General features: G+C 73.1%; 21 protein-coding genes. 12 read left to right on the top strand and 9 right to left on the bottom strand.

The genetic code is table 11. The features are described from left to right. Window positions 1-49 precede the first annotated feature (49 nt). Complete coding sequence (locus tag ABZY12_RS28670) at window positions 50-835, bottom strand: SDR family NAD(P)-dependent oxidoreductase (RefSeq protein WP_356895308.1); 786 nt, start codon at window positions 833-835, stop codon at window positions 50-52. A gap of 85 nt (window positions 836-920) precedes the next feature. Here ABZY12_RS28670 and ABZY12_RS28665 point away from each other — a divergent pair, with 85 nt between their 5' ends. Continuing rightward, a complete protein-coding gene (locus ABZY12_RS28665) occupies window positions 921-1,610 on the top strand; it encodes a TetR family transcriptional regulator (RefSeq protein ID WP_356895306.1) in 690 nt (229 codons plus the stop codon). On the opposite strand, the gene ABZY12_RS28660 is transcribed toward ABZY12_RS28665, so the two are convergent. Continuing rightward, the gene (locus ABZY12_RS28660) at window positions 1,585-2,091 is read right to left on the bottom strand and encodes a GNAT family N-acetyltransferase (protein WP_356895304.1); all 507 of its coding nucleotides are present in this window, start codon (window positions 2,089-2,091) and stop codon (window positions 1,585-1,587) included. The genes ABZY12_RS28665 and ABZY12_RS28660 overlap by 26 nt on opposite strands. Window positions 2,092-2,137: 46 nt before the next feature. Between ABZY12_RS28660 and ABZY12_RS28655 the strand changes: the two genes are divergently transcribed. Beyond that, complete coding sequence (locus ABZY12_RS28655) at window positions 2,138-3,034, top strand: TIGR01777 family oxidoreductase (RefSeq protein WP_356895302.1); 897 nt, start codon at window positions 2,138-2,140, stop codon at window positions 3,032-3,034. Between the two features lie 219 nt (window positions 3,035-3,253). Further along, the gene (locus tag ABZY12_RS28650; RefSeq protein ID WP_356895300.1) at window positions 3,254-4,705 is read left to right on the top strand and encodes an NAD(P)/FAD-dependent oxidoreductase; all 1,452 of its coding nucleotides are present in this window, start codon (window positions 3,254-3,256) and stop codon (window positions 4,703-4,705) included. 34 nt (window positions 4,706-4,739) lie between these two features. Here ABZY12_RS28650 and ABZY12_RS28645 read toward each other — a convergent pair whose 3' ends face one another. Then, on the bottom strand, window positions 4,740-6,398 hold the full coding sequence (locus ABZY12_RS28645) for a regulator (RefSeq protein WP_356895298.1): 1,659 nt from the start codon (window positions 6,396-6,398) through the stop codon (window positions 4,740-4,742). Window positions 6,399-6,690: 292 nt separating this feature from the next. On the opposite strand from ABZY12_RS28645, the gene lipB reads away from it, so the two are divergent. The 4 genes from lipB to ABZY12_RS28625 all read left to right on the top strand — a co-directional run bounded on the left by lipB (window position 6,691) and on the right by ABZY12_RS28625 (window position 9,816). Beyond that, window positions 6,691-7,530, top strand: coding sequence for a lipoyl(octanoyl) transferase LipB (gene lipB / locus ABZY12_RS28640; protein WP_356895296.1), 840 nt, complete (start codon window positions 6,691-6,693; stop codon window positions 7,528-7,530). Window positions 7,531-7,645: 115 nt separating this feature from the next. Then, entirely contained in the window at window positions 7,646-8,614 is a 969-nt protein-coding gene (lipA, locus tag ABZY12_RS28635) for a lipoyl synthase (protein WP_356895294.1), read from the top strand. A gap of 274 nt (window positions 8,615-8,888) precedes the next feature. Further along, window positions 8,889-9,101 (top strand): hypothetical protein, encoded by a 213-nt coding sequence (locus tag ABZY12_RS28630; protein WP_356895292.1) that lies wholly within the window; start codon window positions 8,889-8,891, stop codon window positions 9,099-9,101. A 10-nt stretch (window positions 9,102-9,111) separates the two neighbouring features. Next, complete coding sequence (locus ABZY12_RS28625) at window positions 9,112-9,816, top strand: DUF4191 domain-containing protein (RefSeq protein WP_356895290.1); 705 nt, start codon at window positions 9,112-9,114, stop codon at window positions 9,814-9,816. Between the two features lie 97 nt (window positions 9,817-9,913). Here the strand turns inward: ABZY12_RS28625 and ABZY12_RS28620 are convergent, their stop codons facing one another. Beyond that, the gene (locus ABZY12_RS28620; protein WP_356895288.1) at window positions 9,914-10,381 is read right to left on the bottom strand and encodes an RDD family protein; all 468 of its coding nucleotides are present in this window, start codon (window positions 10,379-10,381) and stop codon (window positions 9,914-9,916) included. A gap of 221 nt (window positions 10,382-10,602) precedes the next feature. Here ABZY12_RS28620 and glnA point away from each other — a divergent pair, with 221 nt between their 5' ends. After that, window positions 10,603-12,012 carry a type I glutamate--ammonia ligase gene (gene glnA / locus ABZY12_RS28615; protein ID WP_158986691.1) on the top strand — a complete coding sequence of 470 codons (1,410 nt, stop codon included), beginning with the start codon at window positions 10,603-10,605 and terminating at the stop codon, window positions 12,010-12,012. Between the two features lie 147 nt (window positions 12,013-12,159). On the opposite strand, the gene ABZY12_RS28610 is transcribed toward glnA, so the two are convergent. The 3 genes from ABZY12_RS28610 to ABZY12_RS28600 form a co-directional block, all read right to left on the bottom strand. Beyond that, the gene (locus ABZY12_RS28610; RefSeq protein ID WP_356895286.1) at window positions 12,160-15,138 is read right to left on the bottom strand and encodes a trypsin-like peptidase domain-containing protein; all 2,979 of its coding nucleotides are present in this window, start codon (window positions 15,136-15,138) and stop codon (window positions 12,160-12,162) included. Between the two features lie 7 nt (window positions 15,139-15,145). Then, window positions 15,146-15,457, bottom strand: coding sequence for a trypco2 family protein (locus ABZY12_RS28605; protein WP_356895284.1), 312 nt, complete (start codon window positions 15,455-15,457; stop codon window positions 15,146-15,148). Between the two features lie 223 nt (window positions 15,458-15,680). After that, window positions 15,681-15,956 carry a hypothetical protein gene (locus ABZY12_RS28600; RefSeq protein WP_356895282.1) on the bottom strand — a complete coding sequence of 92 codons (276 nt, stop codon included), beginning with the start codon at window positions 15,954-15,956 and terminating at the stop codon, window positions 15,681-15,683. Window positions 15,957-16,091: 135 nt separating this feature from the next. Here ABZY12_RS28600 and ABZY12_RS28595 point away from each other — a divergent pair, with 135 nt between their 5' ends. Next, window positions 16,092-16,451 carry an arsenate reductase family protein gene (locus ABZY12_RS28595; RefSeq protein ID WP_356895280.1) on the top strand — a complete coding sequence of 120 codons (360 nt, stop codon included), beginning with the start codon at window positions 16,092-16,094 and terminating at the stop codon, window positions 16,449-16,451. A 96-nt stretch (window positions 16,452-16,547) separates the two neighbouring features. On the opposite strand, the gene ABZY12_RS28590 is transcribed toward ABZY12_RS28595, so the two are convergent. Next, window positions 16,548-17,396 carry an alpha/beta hydrolase gene (locus ABZY12_RS28590; RefSeq protein ID WP_356895278.1) on the bottom strand — a complete coding sequence of 283 codons (849 nt, stop codon included), beginning with the start codon at window positions 17,394-17,396 and terminating at the stop codon, window positions 16,548-16,550. 103 nt (window positions 17,397-17,499) lie between these two features. On the opposite strand from ABZY12_RS28590, the gene ABZY12_RS28585 reads away from it, so the two are divergent. The 3 genes from ABZY12_RS28585 (at window position 17,500) to ABZY12_RS28575 (ending at window position 20,204) form a co-directional block, all read left to right on the top strand. Then, window positions 17,500-17,964: a MarR family transcriptional regulator gene (locus tag ABZY12_RS28585; protein WP_356895277.1), complete on the top strand. Its 465-nt coding sequence runs from the start codon at window positions 17,500-17,502 to the stop codon at window positions 17,962-17,964. Beyond that, window positions 17,961-19,409 (top strand): PLP-dependent aminotransferase family protein, encoded by a 1,449-nt coding sequence (locus ABZY12_RS28580; RefSeq protein WP_356895275.1) that lies wholly within the window; start codon window positions 17,961-17,963, stop codon window positions 19,407-19,409. The genes ABZY12_RS28585 and ABZY12_RS28580 overlap by 4 nt, the downstream gene beginning before the upstream one ends. A 117-nt stretch (window positions 19,410-19,526) precedes the next feature. After that, window positions 19,527-20,204 (top strand): hypothetical protein, encoded by a 678-nt coding sequence (locus ABZY12_RS28575; protein ID WP_356895273.1) that lies wholly within the window; start codon window positions 19,527-19,529, stop codon window positions 20,202-20,204. Between the two features lie 5 nt (window positions 20,205-20,209). Here ABZY12_RS28575 and ABZY12_RS28570 read toward each other — a convergent pair whose 3' ends face one another. Further along, complete coding sequence (locus tag ABZY12_RS28570) at window positions 20,210-21,130, bottom strand: Gfo/Idh/MocA family oxidoreductase (protein ID WP_356895271.1); 921 nt, start codon at window positions 21,128-21,130, stop codon at window positions 20,210-20,212. Window positions 21,131-21,259 lie beyond the last annotated feature (129 nt).

Below are 21,259 nucleotides of genomic sequence, written 5' to 3'. Positions count from 1 at the left end.
CGGCCGACGTGACCGGTAGGGGCGCCGGAGCCCCTACCGGATCGGGACCTCAGAAGTGCGTGCCGCCGTCGATCCGCACCTCGGTGCCGGTGATGAACCTGCCGTCCTCGCTCGCCAGCATCGCGACGACCCCGGCGACGGTCTCGGGCCCGGCGAAGCCCTGCCCGAGGGCGGGGGCGAGCTTCATGAAGAGCGACAGGTCGGCGTCCTCGGGCAGGCCGGGGCCGACGCTCCGCCTGCTGGCGCCGGTGCCGTCGGTCATGCCGGAGGAGATGGAGCCGGGCTGGACGGCGGTGAAGCGGATGCCCTGCTTGGCGTACTCGGCGGCGAGCGCGTGGGTCATGGACTGGATGCCGCCCTTGCTGGCCGCGTAGGCGGACATATAGGGGTGGGCGAACATCGCCGAGGTGGAGGAGAAGTTGACGACGGCGGAGCCGTTGCCTTCGAGGAGGGCGGGTATCGCCTGGCGGATGACCAGGAAGGTGCCGGTCAGGTTGGTCCGGACGACCTGCTCGAAGGAGTCGAGGCTGGTCTCGTGGGTGCGCGAGGAGCGCAGGATGCCGGCCGCGTTGACCAGCACGTCCAGGCCGCCCAGCGCCTCGACGGCGGCGGCGACGCCTTCACGCACCGATGTCTCGTCGGCGACGTCCACCACGACGGTCGTCAGGCGGTCGGCGTCGGCTCCGGCCTCGGCGACGGTGTCCTTGAGTCCGGCCTCGCTGATGTCGGCGGCGACCACGTCGCCGCCCTCGGCGAGCATGCGCAGCGCGGTGGCCTGGCCGATGCCGGAGCCGCCCCCGGTGACCAGGGCGCGGCGTCCTTCGTAGCGGTTCATGTCCTGTCCGACCTCTCGGCTGTGGTGTCGTTGCCGAGACACCGTACGCCTGGATGGCACGGTTTGCCATCCCTGCACATCGTGCATGGTCGGCAGGCGTGGGCGTAGGCTTCGCACGGTGAGCACCAAAGCCCCCTCGCTGACGGAGCGCCGCAAGGCGGCGACGCAGCTCGACATCGCCCGCGCCGCCGCCGAGCTCTTCACCGAGCGCGGCCCCGACGACACCACGGCCGAGGACATCGCCCTGCGCGCCGGGGTCGCCCTGCGCACCTTCTACCGCTACTTCCGCTCCAAGCAGGACGCCGTGGCCCCGCTCCTGGCGGGCGGCGCGGACCGCTGGCGCGAGCGGTTGGCGGCGGCCGGACCGGACGCCGCCCTGCCCGACGCGCTGGAACGCTCGATCGCCGCGTCGCTGTCGCCGGCCGACGACGAGGCCGCCGAGGGGCTGCGCTGGACACGGGGGCTGCTGCGGGCGGCCGAGCGGGATCCGGCGCTGCGCGCGGTCTGGTACCGGGTCAACCAGGAGTCCGAGGACCGCCTGCGGTCCGTCGTCGCGGAACTCGCCGGGCCGGACGCGGACCCCTTGGAGGTGCGCCTCGCCGCGGCGGCGGCCACGGACGCGATCCGGATCGCCCTGGAGACCTGGGCGGAGACGGACGCGCCGGTGCGGGGAGAGGGCGGACCGGCCCCGCTCGCGGTGCGATGCCTGCGGGAGCTCATGGGCGGCATGCGGCTCCTCGGCCCCGCCGTCACGGAGCCAGGGACCGCCCCATGAGGACGTCGTCGACGTACCGGCCCCCCAGGAAGAACTCGCCGGGCAGCACGCCCTCGACCGCGAAGCCCTCGGACTCGTAGAGCGTGCGGGCGGGCTTGTTGTGGCCGAGCACGCGCAGGGTGATGCGGTTGCCGCCCTGCCGCAGCGTCTCCGCCATGGCGGCGCGCAGCAGCGCGCGGGCGACGCCCCGGCCGCGGGCGGTCTCGGCGACGGCGAGGCCCTGGATCTGGCGGACGTGCCGGTTGCAGGCGAGCGGCGTGGGCGCCACGAGCCTCAGATAGCCCACGACGGTCCCTCCGTCCTCGGCGACGAGGTAGTCCTCCGGCCGGTGACGGTCGTCGAAGAACGGCTCGAACGGAGGCTCCGGCGCGGGCTGCACGGCGTGCAGTGGCGACCAGGTGGCCCGGTCGAGCTCCCCGAGCGGGCCCGCGTCCCCCGCGACGGCGGGACGGATACGTATCTGCGGCTCCAGCGCGATCATGCGCGCCACTGTGCCACGCGTGTGCCGGGGAGGGCAGGATGATTTCATGCAACGCTCCCGTATCGCCGTCACCGGCGCCTCCGGTCTCATCGGCTCGGCCCTGGTGCGCTCCCTGCGCGCCGACGGCCACGACGTCCTGCGCCTCGTCCGCCGCCCCGCCCGCGCGGCCGACGAGGTCGAGTGGGATCCGGCCCGGCTGTACGTGGACTCCTCCGGCCTGGTCGGTGTCGACGCGGTCGTGCATCTGGCGGGCGCCGGTGTCGGCGAGCGCCGGTGGAACGACGCGTACAAGAAGGAGATCCGCGACAGCCGCGTGCTCGGTACGGCGGCGATCTCCCAGGCCCTCGCCTCGCTGGCGGAGCCGCCGGAGGTCCTGGTGTGCGGTACGGCGCTCGGCTACTACGGCGACACGGGCACGCGCGCGGTGGACGAGAGCGCTCCGGCGGGCGAGGGCTTCCTGCCGTCGGTGTGCGTGGAGTGGGAGGCCGCGGCGGCGCCCGCGGAGGAGGCCGGCATCCGGGTCGCGTACGCCCGCACGGGCCTTGTCGTGGCCCGTGAGGGCGGGGCGTGGGGGCGGCTGTTCCCGGTCTTCCGCGCCGGCGTCGGCGGCCGGATGGGCAGCGGTCGGCAGTACTGGAGTTTCATCTCGCTGCACGACGAGGTGGCCGCCCTGCGCCAGCTGATCGACACCGACTCCCTGTCCGGGCCGGTGAACCTGACGGCTCCGGAACCGGTCACCAATCGCGAGGTGACGGCGGCGATGGGCCGTGTGCTGCGCCGCCCGACGCTGCTGACGGTGCCGGCGCCGGCGCTGAAGGCGGTGCTGGGGGACTTCGCCCAGGACGTGCTGGGGAGTCAGCGGGTGCTGCCGGGCCGGTTGTTGGAGTCGGGATTCGACTTCGCGTTCCCGACGATCGACGAGTCGATCCGGGCGGCCGCCTGAGCGCCGCGTGACGGCAGGGGTGGCGGGGGTGCCAGAGGCTGCGCGGCCGGTTTGTCCGCGGGGTGTGCGACCCCGTGCTGCGTGCACCCCGGTGCGCGCGGCTGGCTTCGGCGGGAGCGCTGCCTAGGCTGGACGGCCCCTGAAAGCGAACTCGGGCATTCAGGGGGTCTGTTGGGGGCATGAGCCTCCCACCAGCCGCGCCGACCCGGGGAGGGGCACGTGCTCAGTACCGCACGCCATGCGCACCACACGGACGTGGTCACGGACGTCGTCATCGTCGGAGCGGGGGTCGCGGGTCTCGCGGCCGCCCACCGGCTGATCAGGGCGGGGCTCACCGTCACCGTCCTGGAGGCCGAGGCGCGCGTGGGCGGCCGCATGGTCACCGACGACATCGACGGCTTCCGGCTCGACCGCGTCGGTCCGCTGCTCACGACGTCGTACCAGGAACTGCGCCGTACGCCGGCCCTGGACGATCTCGTCCTGCGCCCGTTCGCACCGGGGGCGCTGGTCCACAGCGACGGACGGTACGTCAGGAACGGCGGGCCGGGGGGTGTGAGGTGGGGGTCCGCTCACGCCTCCCGGGGCGGAGGGTGGGGGTCTGCCCATGCCTCCCGGGGCGGAGGGTGGGGGTCTGCCCATGCCTCCCGGGGCGGAGGGTGGGGGTCCCCCCACGCCCCCAGGGGCGTAGGGGGCGCGCTCACGGTGGCGCGCGCCCTTGCGAGCGCCCCCCGTAATCCGACGGCCTCCCTCGATCAGGCGCGCCTCGGGGCGACGCTGGCCCGGCTCGCCGCCACGCCCGCGCAGCGGTTGCTGACCCGGCCGGAGCGTACGGCCGGCGAGGCCCTGAACGCCCGGCTGCCCGCCCGTACCGTCCAGGGTTTCCTCCGCCCGCTGCTCGCCGCGCTGCTCGGCGACCCCGATCTCGCCGTGTCGAGCCGTATGGCCGACCTCGCCCTGCGGGCGTTCGCCCGGGGGCGGTTGTGCGTACCGCAGGGCGGGTCGGGCGTGCTGCCGGAGCTCCTCGCCGCGTCTCTTCCGCCGGGCACGGTCCGTACGGGCGTCCGGGCCACCGAGGTGTCGATCAACAAGGTAGTGACGGCGGAGCACGGCGTGTTCGGCTGCCGTTCGGTCGTTCTGGCGACCGGGGCGCGGACCGCCGCCGAGCTGCTGCCGGGGCTGCGGACGCCCGGCTTCCACGCGGTCACGGTGCTGCACCACACGGCGCCCGTCGCACCCACGCCCCACCCGGTGCTGCTCCTGGAGTCCGACCCCGGCGGCCCGGTCGCGCACACGGCGGTGATGAGCGCGGTCGACCCCACGCGCGTCCCCGAGGGCCGGGCGCTGATCACCTCGACGGTCCTGGGCACGCTGCCCGACGATCCGGAGCGCCGGGTCCGCAAGCACCTCGCCACGCTGTACGGCACGTCGACGGACGAGTGGGAGCTGCTCGCCCTCCACCACACCCCGGACGCCGTCCCGGCGATGCCCCCGCCCCACGACCCGCGCCGCCCCGTGCGTCTTCTCTCGGGCCTCTACGTCTGCGGCGACCACCGTGACACGGGCACCCCCCAAGGCGCCCTCCGGTCCGGCCACCGCGCCGCCCACGCCCTGCTGACCGATCTCGGCATCCGCCTGATGGCGGACACGGCGATGGCGGACGCGGTGGCGTAGCCGGGGTCCCGGCCGGGCCGCGGCCCGGCCGGGTTCAGCCGATGGCCGCCACGCGGTCGCGATAGGCGCGGACCGCCGCGGCGTCGCGATAGGGCTCGAGGCGGCGCTCGAAGTCGCGGATGTACTCGACGGCTCGGGCCGAGCGCATCTCGGACGCCTGCTGGGCGGCCTCCGCGCCCAGGGCGCAGGCCTGGTCCAGTTCGCCGAGGCCGAGCCGGGCCGAGGCGAGGACCACCCGGGAGAACAGGCGGCTGCGCGCGAACCCGGGCGCGCGCAGTTGGAGCGAGCGTTCGGCGTGCTGCGCCGCCGAACGGTACTGCTGCAGGTCGCGGTGGCAGTGCCCGAACTCGTCGGCGAGCTGCCCTTCGTCGAAGTGCCGCGCCCAGTAGGGCACTTCGTCACCCGGCCGGGCCGCTTCGAGGGCTCGCTCGGCGCGGGCGAGCGAGGCGCCGCACGCCCGCGCCTCGCCGAGGACGCCGTGCCCGCGCGCCTCGACGGCGTGCAGCAGCGCCTGGACGACGGGCGGCGCGGAGGAGCCGACGCCCTGCTGGGCGACCCGGGCGAGCTGCACGGCCTCCCGCCCGTGGCCGAGGTAGACGGCCTGGCGGCTCATGGTGATCAGGACGTACGAGCCGTACGCCCGGTCTCCCGCCGCCTGGGCGAGCCGCAGCGCCTGGACGAAGTACCGCTGCGCCAGTCCGTGCGCGGCGATGTCGTACGAGGTCCAGCCGGCCAGTCGGGTCAGGTCCGCGGCGGCGGCGAACAGGCGGCGACCGACGGACTCGCCGTACGTGCCGCGCAGCATCGGCTCGGCCTCGTGCTCCAGATAGCGGACGAGGGCCTGGCGGGCGTGGCCGCCGCCGTAGGCGTGGTCGAGGGTGCGGAACAGTTCGCCGACCGAGCGCAGGGCGGCGATGTCCCCGCTGGAGACGCGCTGCCCGGGGCCCCGGTCGGTGCCGCGCTGGCGGGGGACGGTGAACCGGCCCTGGGCCGGGACGCGGGGGTCCTGGCCGGCGCGAGCCCCGGCGTCGGGGCGCACGTCCGTAGCCAGCCGCCCGTCCGTACCCGGGCGACCGTCCGTACCCGGGCGCACGTCCGTACCCGGGCGACCGTCGGTGTCGAGCCGACCATCCGCACCCAGCCTCCCTTCGCCGCCGAGTCGGCCGTCGCCGCCCGCGCGCCCGTCCGTGCCGAGCCGGCCCTCCTGTGGCACGCGGCCGCCCTGCGCGTACGGCTCACCCCGGGCGACCCGTTCGTCCGCGCGGCCGATCAGCCAGTCCCGGCTCGGGACCACGAGGCCCGCCGGGGTGAACGCGATCTTGCGGAGTTCGGCGTGACTGCCGGAGTCCTTCCGCCAGAGCCCGCTGACGATGTCGACGGCCTCCTCCGGCGTCGCCGCGAACTCCAGGCCGGCGTAGACCGGCGCGCAGGCGTCGAGGCCGAGGTCCTGGGCGGAGAGGCGGCGGCCGAGGCGCCGGGTGAAGACCTCGGCGATGAGGGCGGGCGTGGTGCCGCGCGGCTGCTGACCGCGCAGCCAGCGGGTCACGGAGGTCTTGTCGTACCGAAGGTCGAGGCCGTGCTCCAGGCCGAGCTGGTCCACCCTTCTGGCCAGGCCCGCGTTGGAGAATCCGGCTTCGGCGATGAGCGCGGCGAGCTGGCGGTTCGGGATGCGCTGTGGGGGTCGTTCCGTCATCAGCTGTGCGGTCTCCTGCCTTCCGGGCCCGGGTGGCAGCCCTGTGTGGACCCTCATGGAACGGCGCGAATTTAGCGGCCCCGGCCGCCCGTACCGCCACCTTCGCCCCACATTCATCCGATCGTGTGAGGATTGGGGGCGCCGCTGACGTAGGGAACCCCACCGCACCTGCCGGACCGGTGTCCGCGGCGCCGCCGTACAGTGGCATGGGCGCGAATGACGCATGGTGCCGAGCCGGCCCCCGGGACGATCCCCGGAACCCGGCCCCCGGCACCCCTGAGGAGGCATTGCCGTGAGTGAGCTGCGATTCGTCCGTCTGGGCTTCGGTGAGGACGCCGTCGAGTACCAGGTGGCCTGGGACAAGCAGCGCGAGGTGCACGCGGCCCGGTTCGCCGACGAGATCGAGGACACCTGTCTTCTCCTGGAGCACCCGCCGGTGTACACCGCCGGCCGGCGCACGGCGGACAGTGAGCGCCCCCTGGACGGTACGCCGGTGGTGGACGTGGACCGCGGGGGCAAGATCACCTGGCACGGCCCCGGCCAGCTCGTGGGCTACCCGATCATGAAGCTGCCCCGCCCGGTCGACGTCGTCGCGCACGTCCGCCGCCTGGAGGAGGCGCTGATCCGCACGGCCGCCGAGTTCGGCCTGGAGACCACCCGGATCGAGGGCCGCAGCGGTGTGTGGGTGCTCGGCGACCCGGTGGAGGAGCGTCCGTCGTTCGGCGGGCTCTCGCTGGACTTCGACCCGCGGCTGCACGACGACGAGTTCGACCCGCGTATGAACGGGCCGGAGTACGCGCCGTCCAACGCCGGACAGCGCCGGGAGGACCGGAAGCTGGCCGCGATCGGCATCCGGGTCGCCAAGGGGGTCACGATGCACGGCTTCGCGCTGAACGTGAACCCGGACAACACCTGGTTCGACCGGATCATCCCGTGCGGCATCCGGGACGCGGGCGTGGCCTCGCTCGCGAACGAGCTCGGCCGGGACATCACGATCGAGGAGGTCCTGCCGGTGGTGGAGAAGCACCTGAAGGCGGTCCTGGAGAACGCGGAGCTGAAGCCGCGCGAGGTCGGGCGCGAGACGGCTCCGGCCGCCGCGTCCGCCCCCGCATCCGCCCCCGTCTCCGCTTAGGGAGCACCGGCGGGGAATGCCGGGCTCCGGCCGCAGGTTGGCCAGACGGAAAACCGTACGAACAACGGGCGTACCCTGGTGGGCGCCGAAGAATCGAAGCTACAGGGAGCCGGTCGTGTCCGCAGTCGCACCCGACGGACGCAAGATGCTGCGCCTGGAGGTCCGTAACGCTCAGACCCCCATCGAGCGCAAGCCCGAGTGGATCAAGACCCGGGCGAAGATGGGTCCCGAGTACACGAAGATGCAGAGTCTCGTGAAGAGCGAGGGTCTGCACACGGTCTGCCAGGAGGCGGGCTGTCCCAACATCTTCGAATGCTGGGAGGACCGCGAGGCCACCTTCCTCATCGGCGGTGACCAGTGCACGCGGCGCTGCGACTTCTGCCAGATCGACACGGGCAAGCCGGAGGCGCTGGACCGTGACGAGCCGCGCCGGGTGGGCGAGTCGGTCGTCACGATGGACCTGAACTACGCCACCATCACCGGCGTCGCGCGCGACGACCTGGAGGACGGCGGCGCCTGGCTGTACGCGGAGACCGTGCGCCAGATCCACGAGCAGACCGCGGACCGCGCCGAGGGCCGTACGAAGGTGGAGCTGCTCGCCCCCGACTTCAACGCGGTGCCGGAGCTCCTGGCGGAGGTCTTCGCCTCGCGCCCCGAGGTCTTCGCGCACAACGTCGAGACGGTTCCGCGGATCTTCAAGCGGATCCGCCCGGGCTTCCGTTACGAGCGGTCGCTGGACGTCATCACCCAGGCGCGCGACTACGGTCTGGTCACGAAGTCGAACCTGATCCTGGGCATGGGCGAGACCCGTGAGGAGATCAGCGAGGCACTGCGGCAGCTGCACGACGCCGGCTGCGAGCTGATCACGATCACGCAGTACCTGCGTCCGTCGGTCCGACACCACCCCGTGGAGCGCTGGGTGAAGCCGCAGGAGTTCGTGGAGCTGAAGGAGGAGGCCGACGAGATCGGCTTCTCCGGCGTGATGTCGGGCCCGCTGGTCCGCTCCTCGTACCGCGCCGGGCGTCTGTACCAGCAGGCGATCGAGCGCCGCGGCGCGGTCGACAACGCCACTCAGGCTGTGTGAATCCGCGCACAAGAGGTTACCGGCCAGTAGTGGCCGAATCCGTCGCGGCCCGTACGCCTCCGCAGGTCAGGGAGGCCGTACGGGCCGCGTCGGCGTTCCGGAGCGCTTCCGGAGACGTGCGTCCGATCGCGTCGACCCTTCACCAGTGTTTGACCACCGAGTCATGCGCTGGTAACACCGAACCGTGACCCTTGGGTCACAGAGGGTCGCCCGTCCGCCGCTCCCCTCGCCCTTCCCCCACCTCGTTCCATCCGCTCTCGAGGGAGGACCCCACATGCAGGCCGCGACGCACGTCCGCGCCACCGCGATCCCGTCCGTCACCGATGCCCTGAAGGCCGTCGAGGCGCTGCTCCTCGCCGGCGGTCAGCGCACCGCCCGCCGTAACGCCTGGACCTCCGTCCTGGAGGACCGCCGCCGGGCCAAGGACCGGGTCGAGGCCCAGCATGTGATGGAGGCGGTGGCCGGCCGCGCCTCCCAGGCCACGTAAACTTCAGGACATGGCGAGGAAGGCAAACACGGGCAGCGGTGACGCTGCGAACCAGGGGCGACTGAAGCAGATCGCCCTCACGTACAAGATGACCCGAAAGGCCGACCCGAAGGTCGGACTTGTCGTCGCAGGCGTGGGCATCGTCGTGCTCGGTGTCCTCCTCGCGATCGGCTTCGTGATCGGGCACCCGGTCTATCTCGGGATCCTGGGCTTCATCCTGGCGCTGCTGGCCATGGCGATCGTCTTCGGACGGCGCGCCGAGCGGGCGGCCTTCGGCCAGATGGAGGGCCAGCCGGGCGCGGCGGCGGCGGTGCTGCAGAACATCGGGCGCGGCTGGACGACCACGCCGGCGGTGGCGATGAACAAGAACCAGGACGTCGTGCACCGCGCGGTCGGCCGGGCGGGCATCGTGCTGGTGGCGGAGGGCAACCCGAACCGGGTTCGGACGCTGCTGGCGGCCGAGAAGAGGAAGATGGCCCGGATCGTCGTGGACGTACCGGTGCACGACATCATCGTCGGCAACGACGAGGGTCAGGTGCCGCTGAAGAAGGTCCGTACGACCATGCTCAAGATGCCTCGGGTGCTCTCCGGCCCGCAGGTGACGGCGGCCAACGACCGGCTGCGGGCGATGGGCGACCTGATGAGCAACATGCCGCTGCCGAAGGGCCCCATGCCGAAGGGCATGCGGATGCCGCGCGGCGGAAAGATGCGCTGAGGCCGCCGGACGGCTGACACGAAAGGGCGCCCCCGGGACCGAGAGGTCCCGGGGGCGCCCTTCTTCTCGTACCGTGCCGTGGTGCCGGGGCCGTGGGTCAGATCCGGACCTGGACGGCGCCGGTGAGGCGGTCGTGGAGGCCGCGTCCGTCGCGGTCCCAGATGAGGGCCGGGACGGCGAGGCAGACGAGCAGGCTGCGGATCACGACGCGGACGAAGCCGAGCCGTCCGCCGTGCACGGAGGCGACCCGGAGGCCGAAGAGCCGCTTGCCGGGGGTGAAGCCGACGGTACCGACCGTCAGCACGCTCAGGGCGAGCAGGATGACCAGGGCCCAGTTGCCGGTCGCCTGGCTGTAGCCGTCCGTGATCAGGCCGTATGCGATCAGCATGCACAGCGCCCAGTCGACGGCGAGGGCGCCGATCCGTCGCCCGGGGCGGGCGATCGAGCCCGGCCCCTCCTCGGGCAGACCGAGCTGCTGCCCCCGGTAACCGAAGTCCACACCCGCGTCCTCGGCCGCCGCGCGGGGTCCGGAGAGCCACGATCCCAATGCTTGCCTGTTGTCCACGCGTCCACGGTACTGTGCCCGCTTTTGATCACTTCGGCCTGGGTCGGCGTCGGCTCTCCGCGATGCCGGCCGCGGCCGGCCCGGTTAACTTGGGTGAAACAAATGGGTCATGCTTGAGAAATCCCGTCTGCCTATGGTCGGGTCCAGCGTGTGCCACCGCACTGGCCGCACGACCGAGCTGCAACCCCGCCCCTCCCCGGGCCGGGAGTAGGAGGAGTTGGATGTTCCAGAACGCCGACGAGGCCAAGAAGTTCATCAAGGACAACGACGTCAAAATGGTCGACGTCCGTTTCTGTGACCTTCCGGGAGTGATGCAGCACTTCACGATCCCTGCGACGGCGTTCGACCCGTCCGAGGAGCTCGCCTTCGACGGTTCGTCGATCCGCGGCTTCCAGGCGATCCACGAGTCGGACATGGCGCTGCGCGCGGACCTGTCGACGGCGCGCCTGGACCCCTTCCGTCGTGACAAGACGCTGAACATCAACTTCTTCATCCACGACCCGATCACGGGCGAGCAGTACAGCCGTGACCCGCGGAACATCGCGAAGAAGGCCGAGGCGTACCTCGCCTCCACCGGTATCGCGGACACCGCGTTCTTCGGCCCGGAGGCGGAGTTCTACGTCTTCGACTCGGTGCGCTTCGAGACCTCGGCGAACCAGGGCTTCTACCACATCGACTCCGAGGCCGGCGCCTGGAACACCGGCAAGGTGGAGGACAACCGCGGCTACAAGGTCCGCTACAAGGGCGGCTACTTCCCGGCCCCGCCGGTGGACCACTTCGCCGACCTGCGCGCGGAGATCTCCCTGGAGCTGGAGAACGTCGGCCTGCAGGTCGAGCGCCAGCACCACGAGGTCGGCACCGCCGGCCAGGCCGAGATCAACTACAAGTTCAACACGCTGCTCGCCGCGGCCGACGACCTGATGCTCTTCAAGTACATCGTGAAGAACGTCGCCTGGCGCAACGGCAAGACCGCGACCTTCATGCCGAAGCCGATCTTCGGCGACAACGGTTCGGGCATGCACGTCCACCAGTCGCTGTGGCAGAACGGCGACCCGCTGTTCTACGACGAGCAGGGCTACGCGGGCCTGTCGGACACCGCCCGCTACTACATCGGCGGCATCCTGAAGCACGCCCCGTCGCTGCTGGCCTTCACCAACCCCACGGTGAACTCGTACCACCGTCTGGTGCCCGGCTTCGAGGCCCCGGTCAACCTGGTCTACTCGCAGCGCAACCGCTCCGCGGCCATGCGGATCCCGATCACGGGCTCGAACCCGAAGGCCAAGCGCGTCGAGTTCCGCGCCCCGGACCCGTCCTCGAACCCGTACCTCGCCTTCTCGGCGCTGCTCCTCGCGGGCCTCGACGGCATCAAGAACAAGATCGAGCCGGCGGAGCCGATCGACAAGGACCTCTACGAGCTGGCCCCCGAGGAGCACGCGGGCGTCGCCCAGGTGCCGACCTCCCTCCCGGCGGTCCTCGACGCCCTGGAGGCGGACAACGAGTACCTCCAGGCGGGCGGTGTCTTCACCTCCGACCTGATCGAGACCTGGATCGACTACAAGCGGACGAACGAGATCGCCCCGATCCAGCTGCGCCCGCACCCGCACGAGTTCGAGCTGTACTTCGACCTCTAAACCGCGGATTCCGTACGAAGGCCGCCACCCACGCCCGGGTGGCGGCCTTCGCCGTGCTCCGGCCCGGGGGGTCGTACTGCCCCGGGGTCATAAATGTCCCTGGGGCCGTGGCGTCCTCCAGGGCCCGCCGCCCTCCGGGCGCGGCCGTCAGCTGTCCTCGCGCAGCCGACGGGCGTGGGCGACGAGCCAGGAGCGGCCGACCACCTCGACGTTTCCGCCCAGCGCGTCGGCCGCCCGGATCAGCGCGTCGGCGGCCGCCCGGGGGCGGGGCACGGTCCGGGCGCGGGCGGCCTCGGCCAGCTCCCGCGCCGCCGCCGCTTCCGCCGCCCCGGCGATCCGCAGCGAGACCGAGGCCCGCTCGGCCGACTCGGCCGCCTGCGCGTACCGGCCGTCGCACCAGTAGGCCCACGCCAGGTTGCAGAGACAGACGCCCTCGGAGCGGGGATTCTCCATCCGGGACGCCTCGTCGAACGCCGCCTTCAGCATGGTCACCGCTTCCCCGCTCCGCTCGAGACCGAGCAGGGCGAGGCCCTGGGCGTTGAGGGCGTTGTTGATCCCTTCCGGGATGCCCGCGGCTCGATAGGCGCGTACGGCCTGTTCGCCCGCCGTGATCGTCTCGTCCCAGCGCCCCAGCGTCAGCAACGCGATCGTGCGCGCGTTCCACGCGCGGGCCTCGGTGAGAAGGTCTCCGGTGGCGCGCGCGAGTGCGCTCAGCCGGTCGGCACCGGCGAGCGCCGTCTCCCCGTCGCCCAGGTAGCTGTGGGCGAGACCGAGGGAGAGGATCGCGTGCACCTCGCGTTCGGTGTCGCCGTTCTCGTGGGCCAGGTCGGCGGCCCGGGCCAGTGGGCTCACGGCGGCGTCGAGTCGGCCCAGCTGCCGGTAGGCGTCGCCGAGACCGAACAGGGCGTTCTGGAGCGCGCCGTGGTCGCCGAGGCGCTCCGCGAGGCCGGCCGCTTCGGTGAACAGGTCGACCGCGTGCTCCATCGGCCCCGCGGTCAGCCGGGCGTGCCCGAAGGCCCCGACATGGGCGAGCCGCGCCCGCTCGTCGGTGAGCCGTCCGTCGACGGCCAGGTGCATCGAGATCGCGCCGAGCACCGAGCCGTGCCAGACCATCCACTCGCTGATCCCGCTCAGGACCGTGGCGGCGGCGACGAAGTCCCCGGCGCGCACGAGGTGGTCGAACCGCCGTCGCTGCGGCTGGATGTCGTCGACGGTGCGCCACGCCGAGTGGGGCGGGGCGATGTCCGCGTACCAGTCGGCGATCCGCCGCTCCACCGCCCGGCGTCCCATCGCGCCGTCGACCGGCATCGCGGAGTAGGCCAGGTCGGCGTCCATCGGGTGCAGCGCGAACGTGCGGCGCGCCCGGTCCACCGACAGCAGGTGGACGCGGATCAGACGCGACAGGATCGGCTCGACGTCGAGCCCCGGATCGAGGGCGGTCACGATCCGGTGGAGGATCTCCTGTGTCACCGGAGTACGCAGGGCGGCGAGGACGCCCAGGACGTTCCGGCTCTCCGGGCCGAGCCGTCGGTACCGGTCCTGGGCGAGGCCGGCGACCACGTCGCGGCGCTGGGCATAGTTCTCCAGGACGTCCTGGAGAGTCGGCAGGGTCAGGGCGTCGTCGGCCATGGCACCCACCAGGAGCTCCAGGGCGCGCGGCACCCCGTGGACGCGGACAGCCGCCCGCAGGAGCTCCTCGTCGGAGAGGCCCGCGATGCCGAGGCTGCCGTCACGGTCCAGTTCACGCAGCAGCGCGACGGACTCGGCGGGGCGCAGTCCCTCCGACAGTTCGACCTGCGCGACGAAACGGCGCAACTCCGGCGCGAGCCTGACCGGTACCTGCGTCGTCACCAGGAGGCGCGGGGTGGATCCCGCGCGGAAGAGACAGTCCAGGAAGACCGCGAGTTCCTCGTCCTCGATGTGACCGTCGTCGTCGAGGAGCTCCTCGAAGTTGTCCATGAGGATGACGAAGAGCCTGTCCCCCATCGCGCCGAACAGTTCGTCGAGCTTGTCCTGTACGGGCAGCTGCGCGGCCCAGGTCTCGCGCAGGCGGGTCAGGTGCTCGGGGCCGAGCAGGTGGGCGCAGTCGAAGTAGAGCCGCTCCAGGGAGATGCCCGAGGTGCGGGTGCTGAGATTGACGAGGCCCGAGGGCGGTGGCGCCTGGACGCGGCCCGGCCACTCGCCCCGGTGGAGGAGGTCCATGAACTTGGCGGCGAGCGCGCTCTTGCCCATGCCTCGTCGCCCTGTGATCGTGACCATGCGGAGGGACGGATCGCCGAGATGCCGGCCGATCGTCTCGATCTCACGGGTGCGGTTCTTGAACAGCTCGATCCCGTGCGCGACCGGCAGACCGATCACCTGGGACGTACCGGAGTCCCGGGACGGCGTGCCGGTGGCAGGGCCGGTGACGTCGGTGACGTCGGAACCGGCCTCCGGCAGCGCCTGGAGGTCGGCGATCGACAACAGCGCGGCCAGTTCGGCGCGGTGCGCTTCGTCGGACGAGCGCAGAACGTGGTCGACGCGGGTCGCGGTCAGCCGGCCCGCGCCCTCCCAGCGGTGGTGCTCGGCGACCACTCCGACGATGTGGCGTCCCGCCCACACCGCCGCACCGGACATCCCCGCCCAGGGCGACGCGTCGGGACGGGGGTCGGCTCCGGCCGGCGCGACGGTGATCTCCAGGGTGCCGGTTCTGAGGTTGGACAGCGCCGCCACGGTCCCGTCGGCCTGGTGGAGTTCCCGGAACTGTCCTCCGTCGGGGCGGCGGCGCTGTTTCCACAGCGGGAACCCGGCCGCGTGCACGTCGACGACGGCATGGCGGTCGTCGGCGACCCGGCCGAACCGTGCGGGTGTGACCTCCGGGGAGCCGGCCGGTGGTTCGATGGACAGGACCGCCGCGTCGGTGCCGGTGTCGGACCAGGCGACGGTCGCCGGTGTCGTCCACTGACCGGGCCGGTCGGCGTTGAAGCGCACCCGTACCTCGGTCGCCTCGGCCACCACGTGCGCCGCGGTGAGCACGGCCGTGCCGGTGACGCGGTAGCCCGATCCGCGCCGGCGGCCCCCGGTGGTGAGGACGATGATCTCGGCGATGCGGTTCGGGTCCACTCCGCCGTCGTGGGGCAGCGCCATGGCGCGGTCAGTCCTCGTCCGGCAGCTCGGCGCCGGAGATCAGCGCCGGCAGGTTCGGGGCGTCCGCGCGTACGGGCTGCAGCGTCAGCGTGATCCGCTGCGTGGCGGTGGTCGCCTGCCGCGCGGCTGCGCCGGCTTCGAGGACCCAGAACCGCACCTTCGCCCCGGGCTCGCGGCTCTTCTCCATCCCCACGGTGAGCTCCAGCTCGACCCGCTCCGCCTGGAAGCGGAGGTCGGCGTGGTCGCCTTCCGACATCGCGCGGCTCAACTCCTGCCGCAGCTGTGTGATCATGTCGGCCAACTCGACAGCGTTCTCCACCGGCGGGTCCCCCTCGCTCCCCCGCGGCCGCGTGCCGGCCGCCTCTCACGTCATCACCTGTCGGCGGCGGCGGTTGCCCGTCCCGAGGCCGAACGGTGGGACATCAGGACGTGATCTTATCGGTCAACTGGGGCGGCCCGCAGGCGCGTTCCGCGCGACGAGGGCCGCCTCCCCGCACTCCGGGGGAGGCGGCCCTCGCCTTGCTCACGGTCGGTCGGTCGGGTCAGCGGCCGTAGCGGAGCAGGGCGCGAACCATCTGGCAGGTGGTGTCCGAGGGCGGGTGGATGCCGAGGAGTTCGGCCGTGGTGGCTATCTTCGCGTTGCCGGCCTTCGCCGGGTCGTGGATGCCCGCGTCGAGCAGGGCGATCGCGAGGCGCATGGCCTTCAGACGGCGGTTGTGGGTGATGTACCACTCGCGGGGGCGGCCCGCGGGGAGCGGCTGCTTCCGCAGGGGCTTCCAGGGTTCGAGGGACAGCGTCCGGGTCATGGCGACGGCCATGGGCGACCTCCTGGCGAACGGTGGGTGCGGGCCCTCCCCGGGACCCTCACCTTCATCCATGATTTTACCCGCCGCCACTGACAATCATCCCTGGCCAGAGGGGCTTTGGGGCTCCTCAGCGGGTACGTTTGGGCCATGGAGATCTGGATCAATCCCGCCTGTTCCAAGTGCCGTAGCGCCATCGATCTGCTCGACGGGGAGGGCGCCACGTACACCGTGCGCCGCTACCTGGAGGACGTACCGGAACCCGACGAGATCCGGGCCGTACTCGCGCGCCTCGGACTCGAGCCGTGGGACATCACGCGGACGCAGGAGGCCGTCGCCAAGGAGTTGGGGATGAAGGACTGGCCGCGGGACGAGGCGAGCCGGGACCGGTGGGTGGAGGCGCTCGCCGCGCACCCCAAGCTGATCCAGCGGCCCATCATCACCGCCGACGACGGTACGGCCGTGGTGGCCCGGAGCGAGGAGGCCGTGCGGGACGCGTTGTCCCGCTGAGCGCGGCCACGTCGGGGGCGGTCACGTCGGAGGGCGGTCACGTCGGGGGCACGCGGGGGGGGCGGTCCCGCCCGACGCGGTCACGCCCGAACGCGGTCACGCCGAGCCGAGGAAGCGGGCGATGCGGTCGTTCATCTCCCGCGGGGCCGCCACCGGCAGCGTGTGGTGCGTGGCCCCGGGCAGGGTGGCCGTCTCCAGACCGGGAACGGCCGCCCGCGCCCGTGTCTCGACCTCGCGGACGTCGTGTGCCCTGCTGCGCTCGGCGAGCAGGAGAAGGGTCGGCGCCCTGAGGCGGCCCAGTTCCTCCGGCGAGGGTCGCGGGCCGGTGACCGGGCGCACGCTGGGGAAGTCCGCCGTACGGGCGTCCAGTTCGCACCAGTCCGGGTCGAGGGGCGTGCCGCCGGTCTCCCACCTCAGGAAGGACCGGTTCCGGGCGGGTGAGGGGCGCAGCATCATCGGCAGCGCGCGGAGCAGGAAGCGCGGGCTGAAGCCGGTGAAACAGTTCGTCGGGTCGAGCAGGACCAGCCGGTCGCCCCGTTCCGGCGCCCGCAGCGCGTGGTGGAGCGCGATCCAGGCGCCGTAGGAGTGGCCGACCACGGCGGTGGAGTCGAGGCCGAGCGCGTCCGTCAGCGTGTGGAGCCAGCCGGTGAGGTCCTCGACCGTACGGATGCGGCGGTCGGGCGCCGGCGCACTGCGGCCCGGGTCCCCGACGAGGTCGACCGCGTGGACGCGGTGCGCGCCGCCGAGGGCGGCGGCCGTGGCGTACCAGCCGGTGGAGGTGGCGCCGCCGCCCGGCAGCAGCAGGACCGGTGGGGCGTCCTCGGGGCCGTGGTGGTGCACATGGGTCGTGCCGTAGGGCGTGACCACGTCGGAATGGGTCGTGCCCGACGGCCACTTGGCGAGGACGGCGTCGTAGGCGGCGAGGAAGGCCTCGGAGTGGGACATGGTGTTCCTCCCGGTGGAACGGCGGAGAATCATCTCGCTGAACGATAGTCTCGTTCAGCGAGGTAATTCGCGGAACACGAGAGATACGAGAGAGGTGTACGGCTTGTCCGGTCGTCCGGCTGAAGAGCCCGAGCTGCGGATCTTCCATCTGCTGCGCGCCGTCACCGTCGAGTACGGGCTGCGCCAGGCCGACTTCGCCGCGCGCAACGGCATGCACATCACGGACGTGCGGGCTCTGATCTGCCTGCTGGACGCAGAACGCGCCGGCCTCGACGCCACCGCGGGCCATCTCGGTGCCCGGCTCGGTCTCAACTCGGCGGGTACGACCGCCGTCATCGACCGTCTCGAACGGCTCGGCCACGTCGCGCGCGTCCGCGACGCGCGGGACCGGCGGCGGGTGCTGCTGCGGGTCGAGGAAGAGGCCGAGGAGCTGGGCTGGGCGTACTTCGGGCCGCTGATCGAGGAGACGGTGACGCTGCTGCGCGGCTTCGACGAGGTCGAGACCGCGGCCGTACGCCGCTTTCTCACCGGGGTACGGGACATCATGGCCGCGGACGGCTCGGGATGACGCCGGGCGCCTGGACCGAGGCCGCGGAAGTCCTCGGGGCCGATCTGCATCTGGAGTTGACCGGGCCGGGAAGCCGGCGCGCGGTGCTGATCAGGGCGTTGCGGGAGGCGGTACGGAGCGGGCGGTTGGAGCCCGGGGCGCGGCTGCCCCCGTACCGGTCGCTCGCCGCCGATCTGGGGCTGGCCCGGAACACCGTCGCCGACGCCTACGCGGAGCTGGTGGCGGAGGGCTGGCTGACCTCCCGGCAGGGGTCCGGGACGCGGGTGGCGGCGCGGGCGGTGACCACGGAGCCGAAACCGGCGGGGACGGTGGGCCGGGTGGCGGGGGGCCGGGTGGCGGGGGAGCCCGTTCCGTACGACCTGGTCCAGGGCAAGCCGGACCCGGCGGCCTTTCCGCGTACGGCCTGGCTGGCGGCGGCGCGACGGGCGTTGACGGCGGCGCCGCACGAGGCGTTCGGGATCGGTGACCCGCGGGGGCGGGTGGAGCTGCGGCAGGCCCTCGCGGGGTATCTGGCACGGGTGCGCGGAGTGCGGACGAGCGCGGACCGGATCGTGGTCTGCTCGGGCGCGGCGCACGCCCTGCGGCTGCTGGCCCGGACCGTGGCCGGTCCGTGGGCGGTGGAGGACTACGGGCTCCCCTTCCACCGGGGGCTCCTCGCCGAGGCCGGGGTCCGTACCGTGCCCGTGGCGGTCGACGAGAACGGAGCCGATGTCGGCGCCCTCCCCCTCCTGCCCGGCGCGGTCGGCGCGGTGCTTCTGACGCCCGCGCACCAGTTCCCGACCGGCGGGCCGCTCCTGCCCGACCGTCGGGCGGCCGTCCTCGACTGGGCGCGGGAGACGGGCGGCCTCGTCGTCGAGGACGACTACGACGGGGAGTTCCGCTACGACCGGCGGCCCGTGGGCGCTCTGCAGGGCCTCGCCCCGGAGCGTACGGTCCTCCTCGGCTCCGTCAGCAAGAGCCTGTCTCCGACGCTCCGGATCGGCTGGATGGTGCTGCCCGGGACGCTGGTGGACGCCGTCGTGGCGGCCAAGGGCGAGCGCGAGCCGTACTCGTCGGCCACCGAGCAGCTCACCCTCGCCGACTTCGTCGCCTCGGGCGCGTATGACCGGCATGTCCGGCGGATGCGCCGCCACCACCGCGGGCGGCGTGACCGACTGGTGGCGGTCCTCGCCGAGCGCGTGCCGGAGGTGCGGGTGACGGGTCTCGCGGCGGGGCTGCACGCCGTGGTGGAGCTGCCCTCGGGCACGGAGCGCGCGGCGGTCGAGGCCGCGGCGCGGCACGGGGTCGCGGTGGAGGGGCTGGCCGGCTACCGGCATCCGGACGCGGCCCGTGACGTACGCGGGGCGGACGGTCTGGTCGTCGGCTACGCGACGCCTCCCGAGCGGCTGTACGGCGCCGCCCTCGACGCCCTGTGCGTCGCGCTGGGGGAGGTTGTGCCCGGCTGACCGGCCGGGGCGGCGGGCCGGGGCCGGGCATGGTTCGCCGGCCGCGGATTGAGTGGAACCGCCGCGCTCCTCGTATCTGACGCCACAGGAACCGACGGAAGACGAACGGAGCCTCACGTGTCACGCAGGAGAACACTCAGCCGTAGGAAGAAGATCGCGCTGGTGGCAGGTGCCCTCGTGCTCGCCGGAGGGACGGCGGTGGTGCTGACCGGTTCGAGTCAGGCCTCCGCGGCCTGCGACGGACTGGCCACGGCGCTCGCGAACAACGAGCGGTTCATCGCGGACCAGCGCGCCCGGCCCGACGCGCTGTCCCCGGCCCGCATCGCCAACCGGGAGGCGGTGATCGCCGAGATCCGCCGCAAACAGGCGGCGTCCGGCTGCGACGCCGGCAGCGGTACGGGAGCCGGCGGTACGGAGACAGGTGCGGGTGCCGAGGCCGGCGCGGGTGCCGGAGCGGACGCCGGCACGGGTGCGGACGCCGGTGCGCCGATCGCGCCGGACGCCTCCGCCGCGCCACCCGCCGTGCCACCCGCCGCGGACGCGTCCGGCGAGGTCGTCTGTGCCGGGTCCACCGTCACCCTCTCCGGTGAGGGCGGCGCCCCGGCCGCGTCCAGCGGTCAGTTCCCCGTCGGCACGCGCCTCAAGGTGACCAACCTGGACAACGCCAAGTCGACCACGGTCGAGGTCACGTCCGCCTCCGGCAGCTGCGTCCTCCTCAACGACGCGGCCTTCGAGCAGGTCCGCGAACCGGGCAAGTTCTTGATCCGCAAGGCCCGGATCGAGCGGGTGGGCTAGCCCGCTCAGGAGGTGGCGTCGGCGTGACCCCCCGGCGTCACCTCCGCCTCCGCCAGGATCTCGGTCAGCCGCAGTCCGAACCGGGCGTCGCACCCGTGCGGAACCCCCGTCCGCGCCGATTCCAGCAGCGCGTCCACCGCCCCGCCCAGCGCCCCCAGCGCGCCGTCCCATCCCGGCATGACGGACCGTCCCCGCTCGCCGTGCAGCGTGAGCGCGGCCTCCGCCGCCTCCGGGGGCGCGCTCAGGGTCAGGGTCGCCGTGCTGCTCGCGCCGGAGGCGTGCCGCAGGACCAGGTGGCGGGTGTCCCCCGGGCCTGTCACGGACGTGAGGTCCGTGACATCGCCGAGTACGGGGAGGTAGACGGAGAGCACATGCGGGCCGACGTCCCACAGGCCGCCCTTCTCGCGCCGCCACGGGGAGGCCGCGTACGCGCTCGTCGAGCCGGGGGCGAAGAGCGAGCCCAGCCAGTGCGCCTCCCCCAGGAACCAGCCACCCGTCGCCACCTGTTCGTCGATCCAGCGCGCCGTCGGCTCCGCGAACCGCAGCGTGCAGAAGACGACCGACGCGACCCCGGCCTTCTCGACCGCCTCGGCCACCTCCCTGGCCGCCGCCACCGTCGTGGCCACCGGCTTGTCGAGGAGCACATGGCAGCCCGCGGCCGCCGCCCGCGCCGCAAGCGGTGCCTGGATGTCCGGGGGCAGGGCGAAGGCCACGGCGTCGCACGCCTCGAAGAGGGCGTCGACGTCGTCGTACGCGCGCGTGCCGCAGGCGGCGGCGAGTTCGGCCGCCGCCTCGGGCCGTCTGCCCCACACTCCGGCGAACTCGACGCCCGTGTGCGCGGCCAGCGCCGGCGCGTGGGTGCGCCCGGCCCAGGGGCCGGTGCCGAGGAGTCCGATACGGGGCCTGCCGCCGGGGAGCTTCGTCATGCCTCCCAGTCTGCCGGTCCCCACCGACACCGCCCCACGGCGGCCCCGCCGAGCGGACCGGCCCCGCCCGGCGATCCCGGACGAGTCCGGGGAAGGACGAACGCCCCCACGGTTCGATATCGCCGCGCG

It is taken from the genome of Streptomyces sp. NPDC006551, assembly GCF_040611675.1.
Lineage (GTDB): Bacteria > Actinomycetota > Actinomycetes > Streptomycetales > Streptomycetaceae > Streptomyces.
Note: the sequence above shows the minus strand (reverse complement) of the source record. Positions and strands in the feature narration are given on the sequence as shown.

Bases quoted from the DNA above. Each gene is read 5' to 3' on its own strand.
- ABZY12_RS28670 (WP_356895308.1), bottom strand. From the start codon at position 835: ATGAACCGCTACGAAGGACGCCGCGCCCTGGTCACCGGGGGCGGCTCC.
- ABZY12_RS28665 (WP_356895306.1), top strand. From the start codon at position 921: ATGGTCGGCAGGCGTGGGCGTAGGCTTCGCACGGTGAGCACCAAAGCC.
- ABZY12_RS28660 (WP_356895304.1), bottom strand. From the start codon at position 2,091: ATGATCGCGCTGGAGCCGCAGATACGTATCCGTCCCGCCGTCGCGGGG.
- ABZY12_RS28655 (WP_356895302.1), top strand. From the start codon at position 2,138: ATGCAACGCTCCCGTATCGCCGTCACCGGCGCCTCCGGTCTCATCGGC.
- ABZY12_RS28645 (WP_356895298.1), bottom strand. From the start codon at position 6,398: ATGACGGAACGACCCCCACAGCGCATCCCGAACCGCCAGCTCGCCGCG.
- ABZY12_RS28630 (WP_356895292.1), top strand. From the start codon at position 8,889: ATGCAGGCCGCGACGCACGTCCGCGCCACCGCGATCCCGTCCGTCACC.
- ABZY12_RS28625 (WP_356895290.1), top strand. From the start codon at position 9,112: ATGGCGAGGAAGGCAAACACGGGCAGCGGTGACGCTGCGAACCAGGGG.
- glnA (WP_158986691.1), top strand. From the start codon at position 10,603: ATGTTCCAGAACGCCGACGAGGCCAAGAAGTTCATCAAGGACAACGAC.
- ABZY12_RS28610 (WP_356895286.1), bottom strand. From the start codon at position 15,138: ATGGCGCTGCCCCACGACGGCGGAGTGGACCCGAACCGCATCGCCGAG.
- ABZY12_RS28600 (WP_356895282.1), bottom strand. From the start codon at position 15,956: ATGGCCGTCGCCATGACCCGGACGCTGTCCCTCGAACCCTGGAAGCCC.
- ABZY12_RS28595 (WP_356895280.1), top strand. From the start codon at position 16,092: ATGGAGATCTGGATCAATCCCGCCTGTTCCAAGTGCCGTAGCGCCATC.
- ABZY12_RS28590 (WP_356895278.1), bottom strand. From the start codon at position 17,396: ATGTCCCACTCCGAGGCCTTCCTCGCCGCCTACGACGCCGTCCTCGCC.
- ABZY12_RS28580 (WP_356895275.1), top strand. From the start codon at position 17,961: ATGACGCCGGGCGCCTGGACCGAGGCCGCGGAAGTCCTCGGGGCCGAT.
- ABZY12_RS28570 (WP_356895271.1), bottom strand. From the start codon at position 21,130: ATGACGAAGCTCCCCGGCGGCAGGCCCCGTATCGGACTCCTCGGCACC.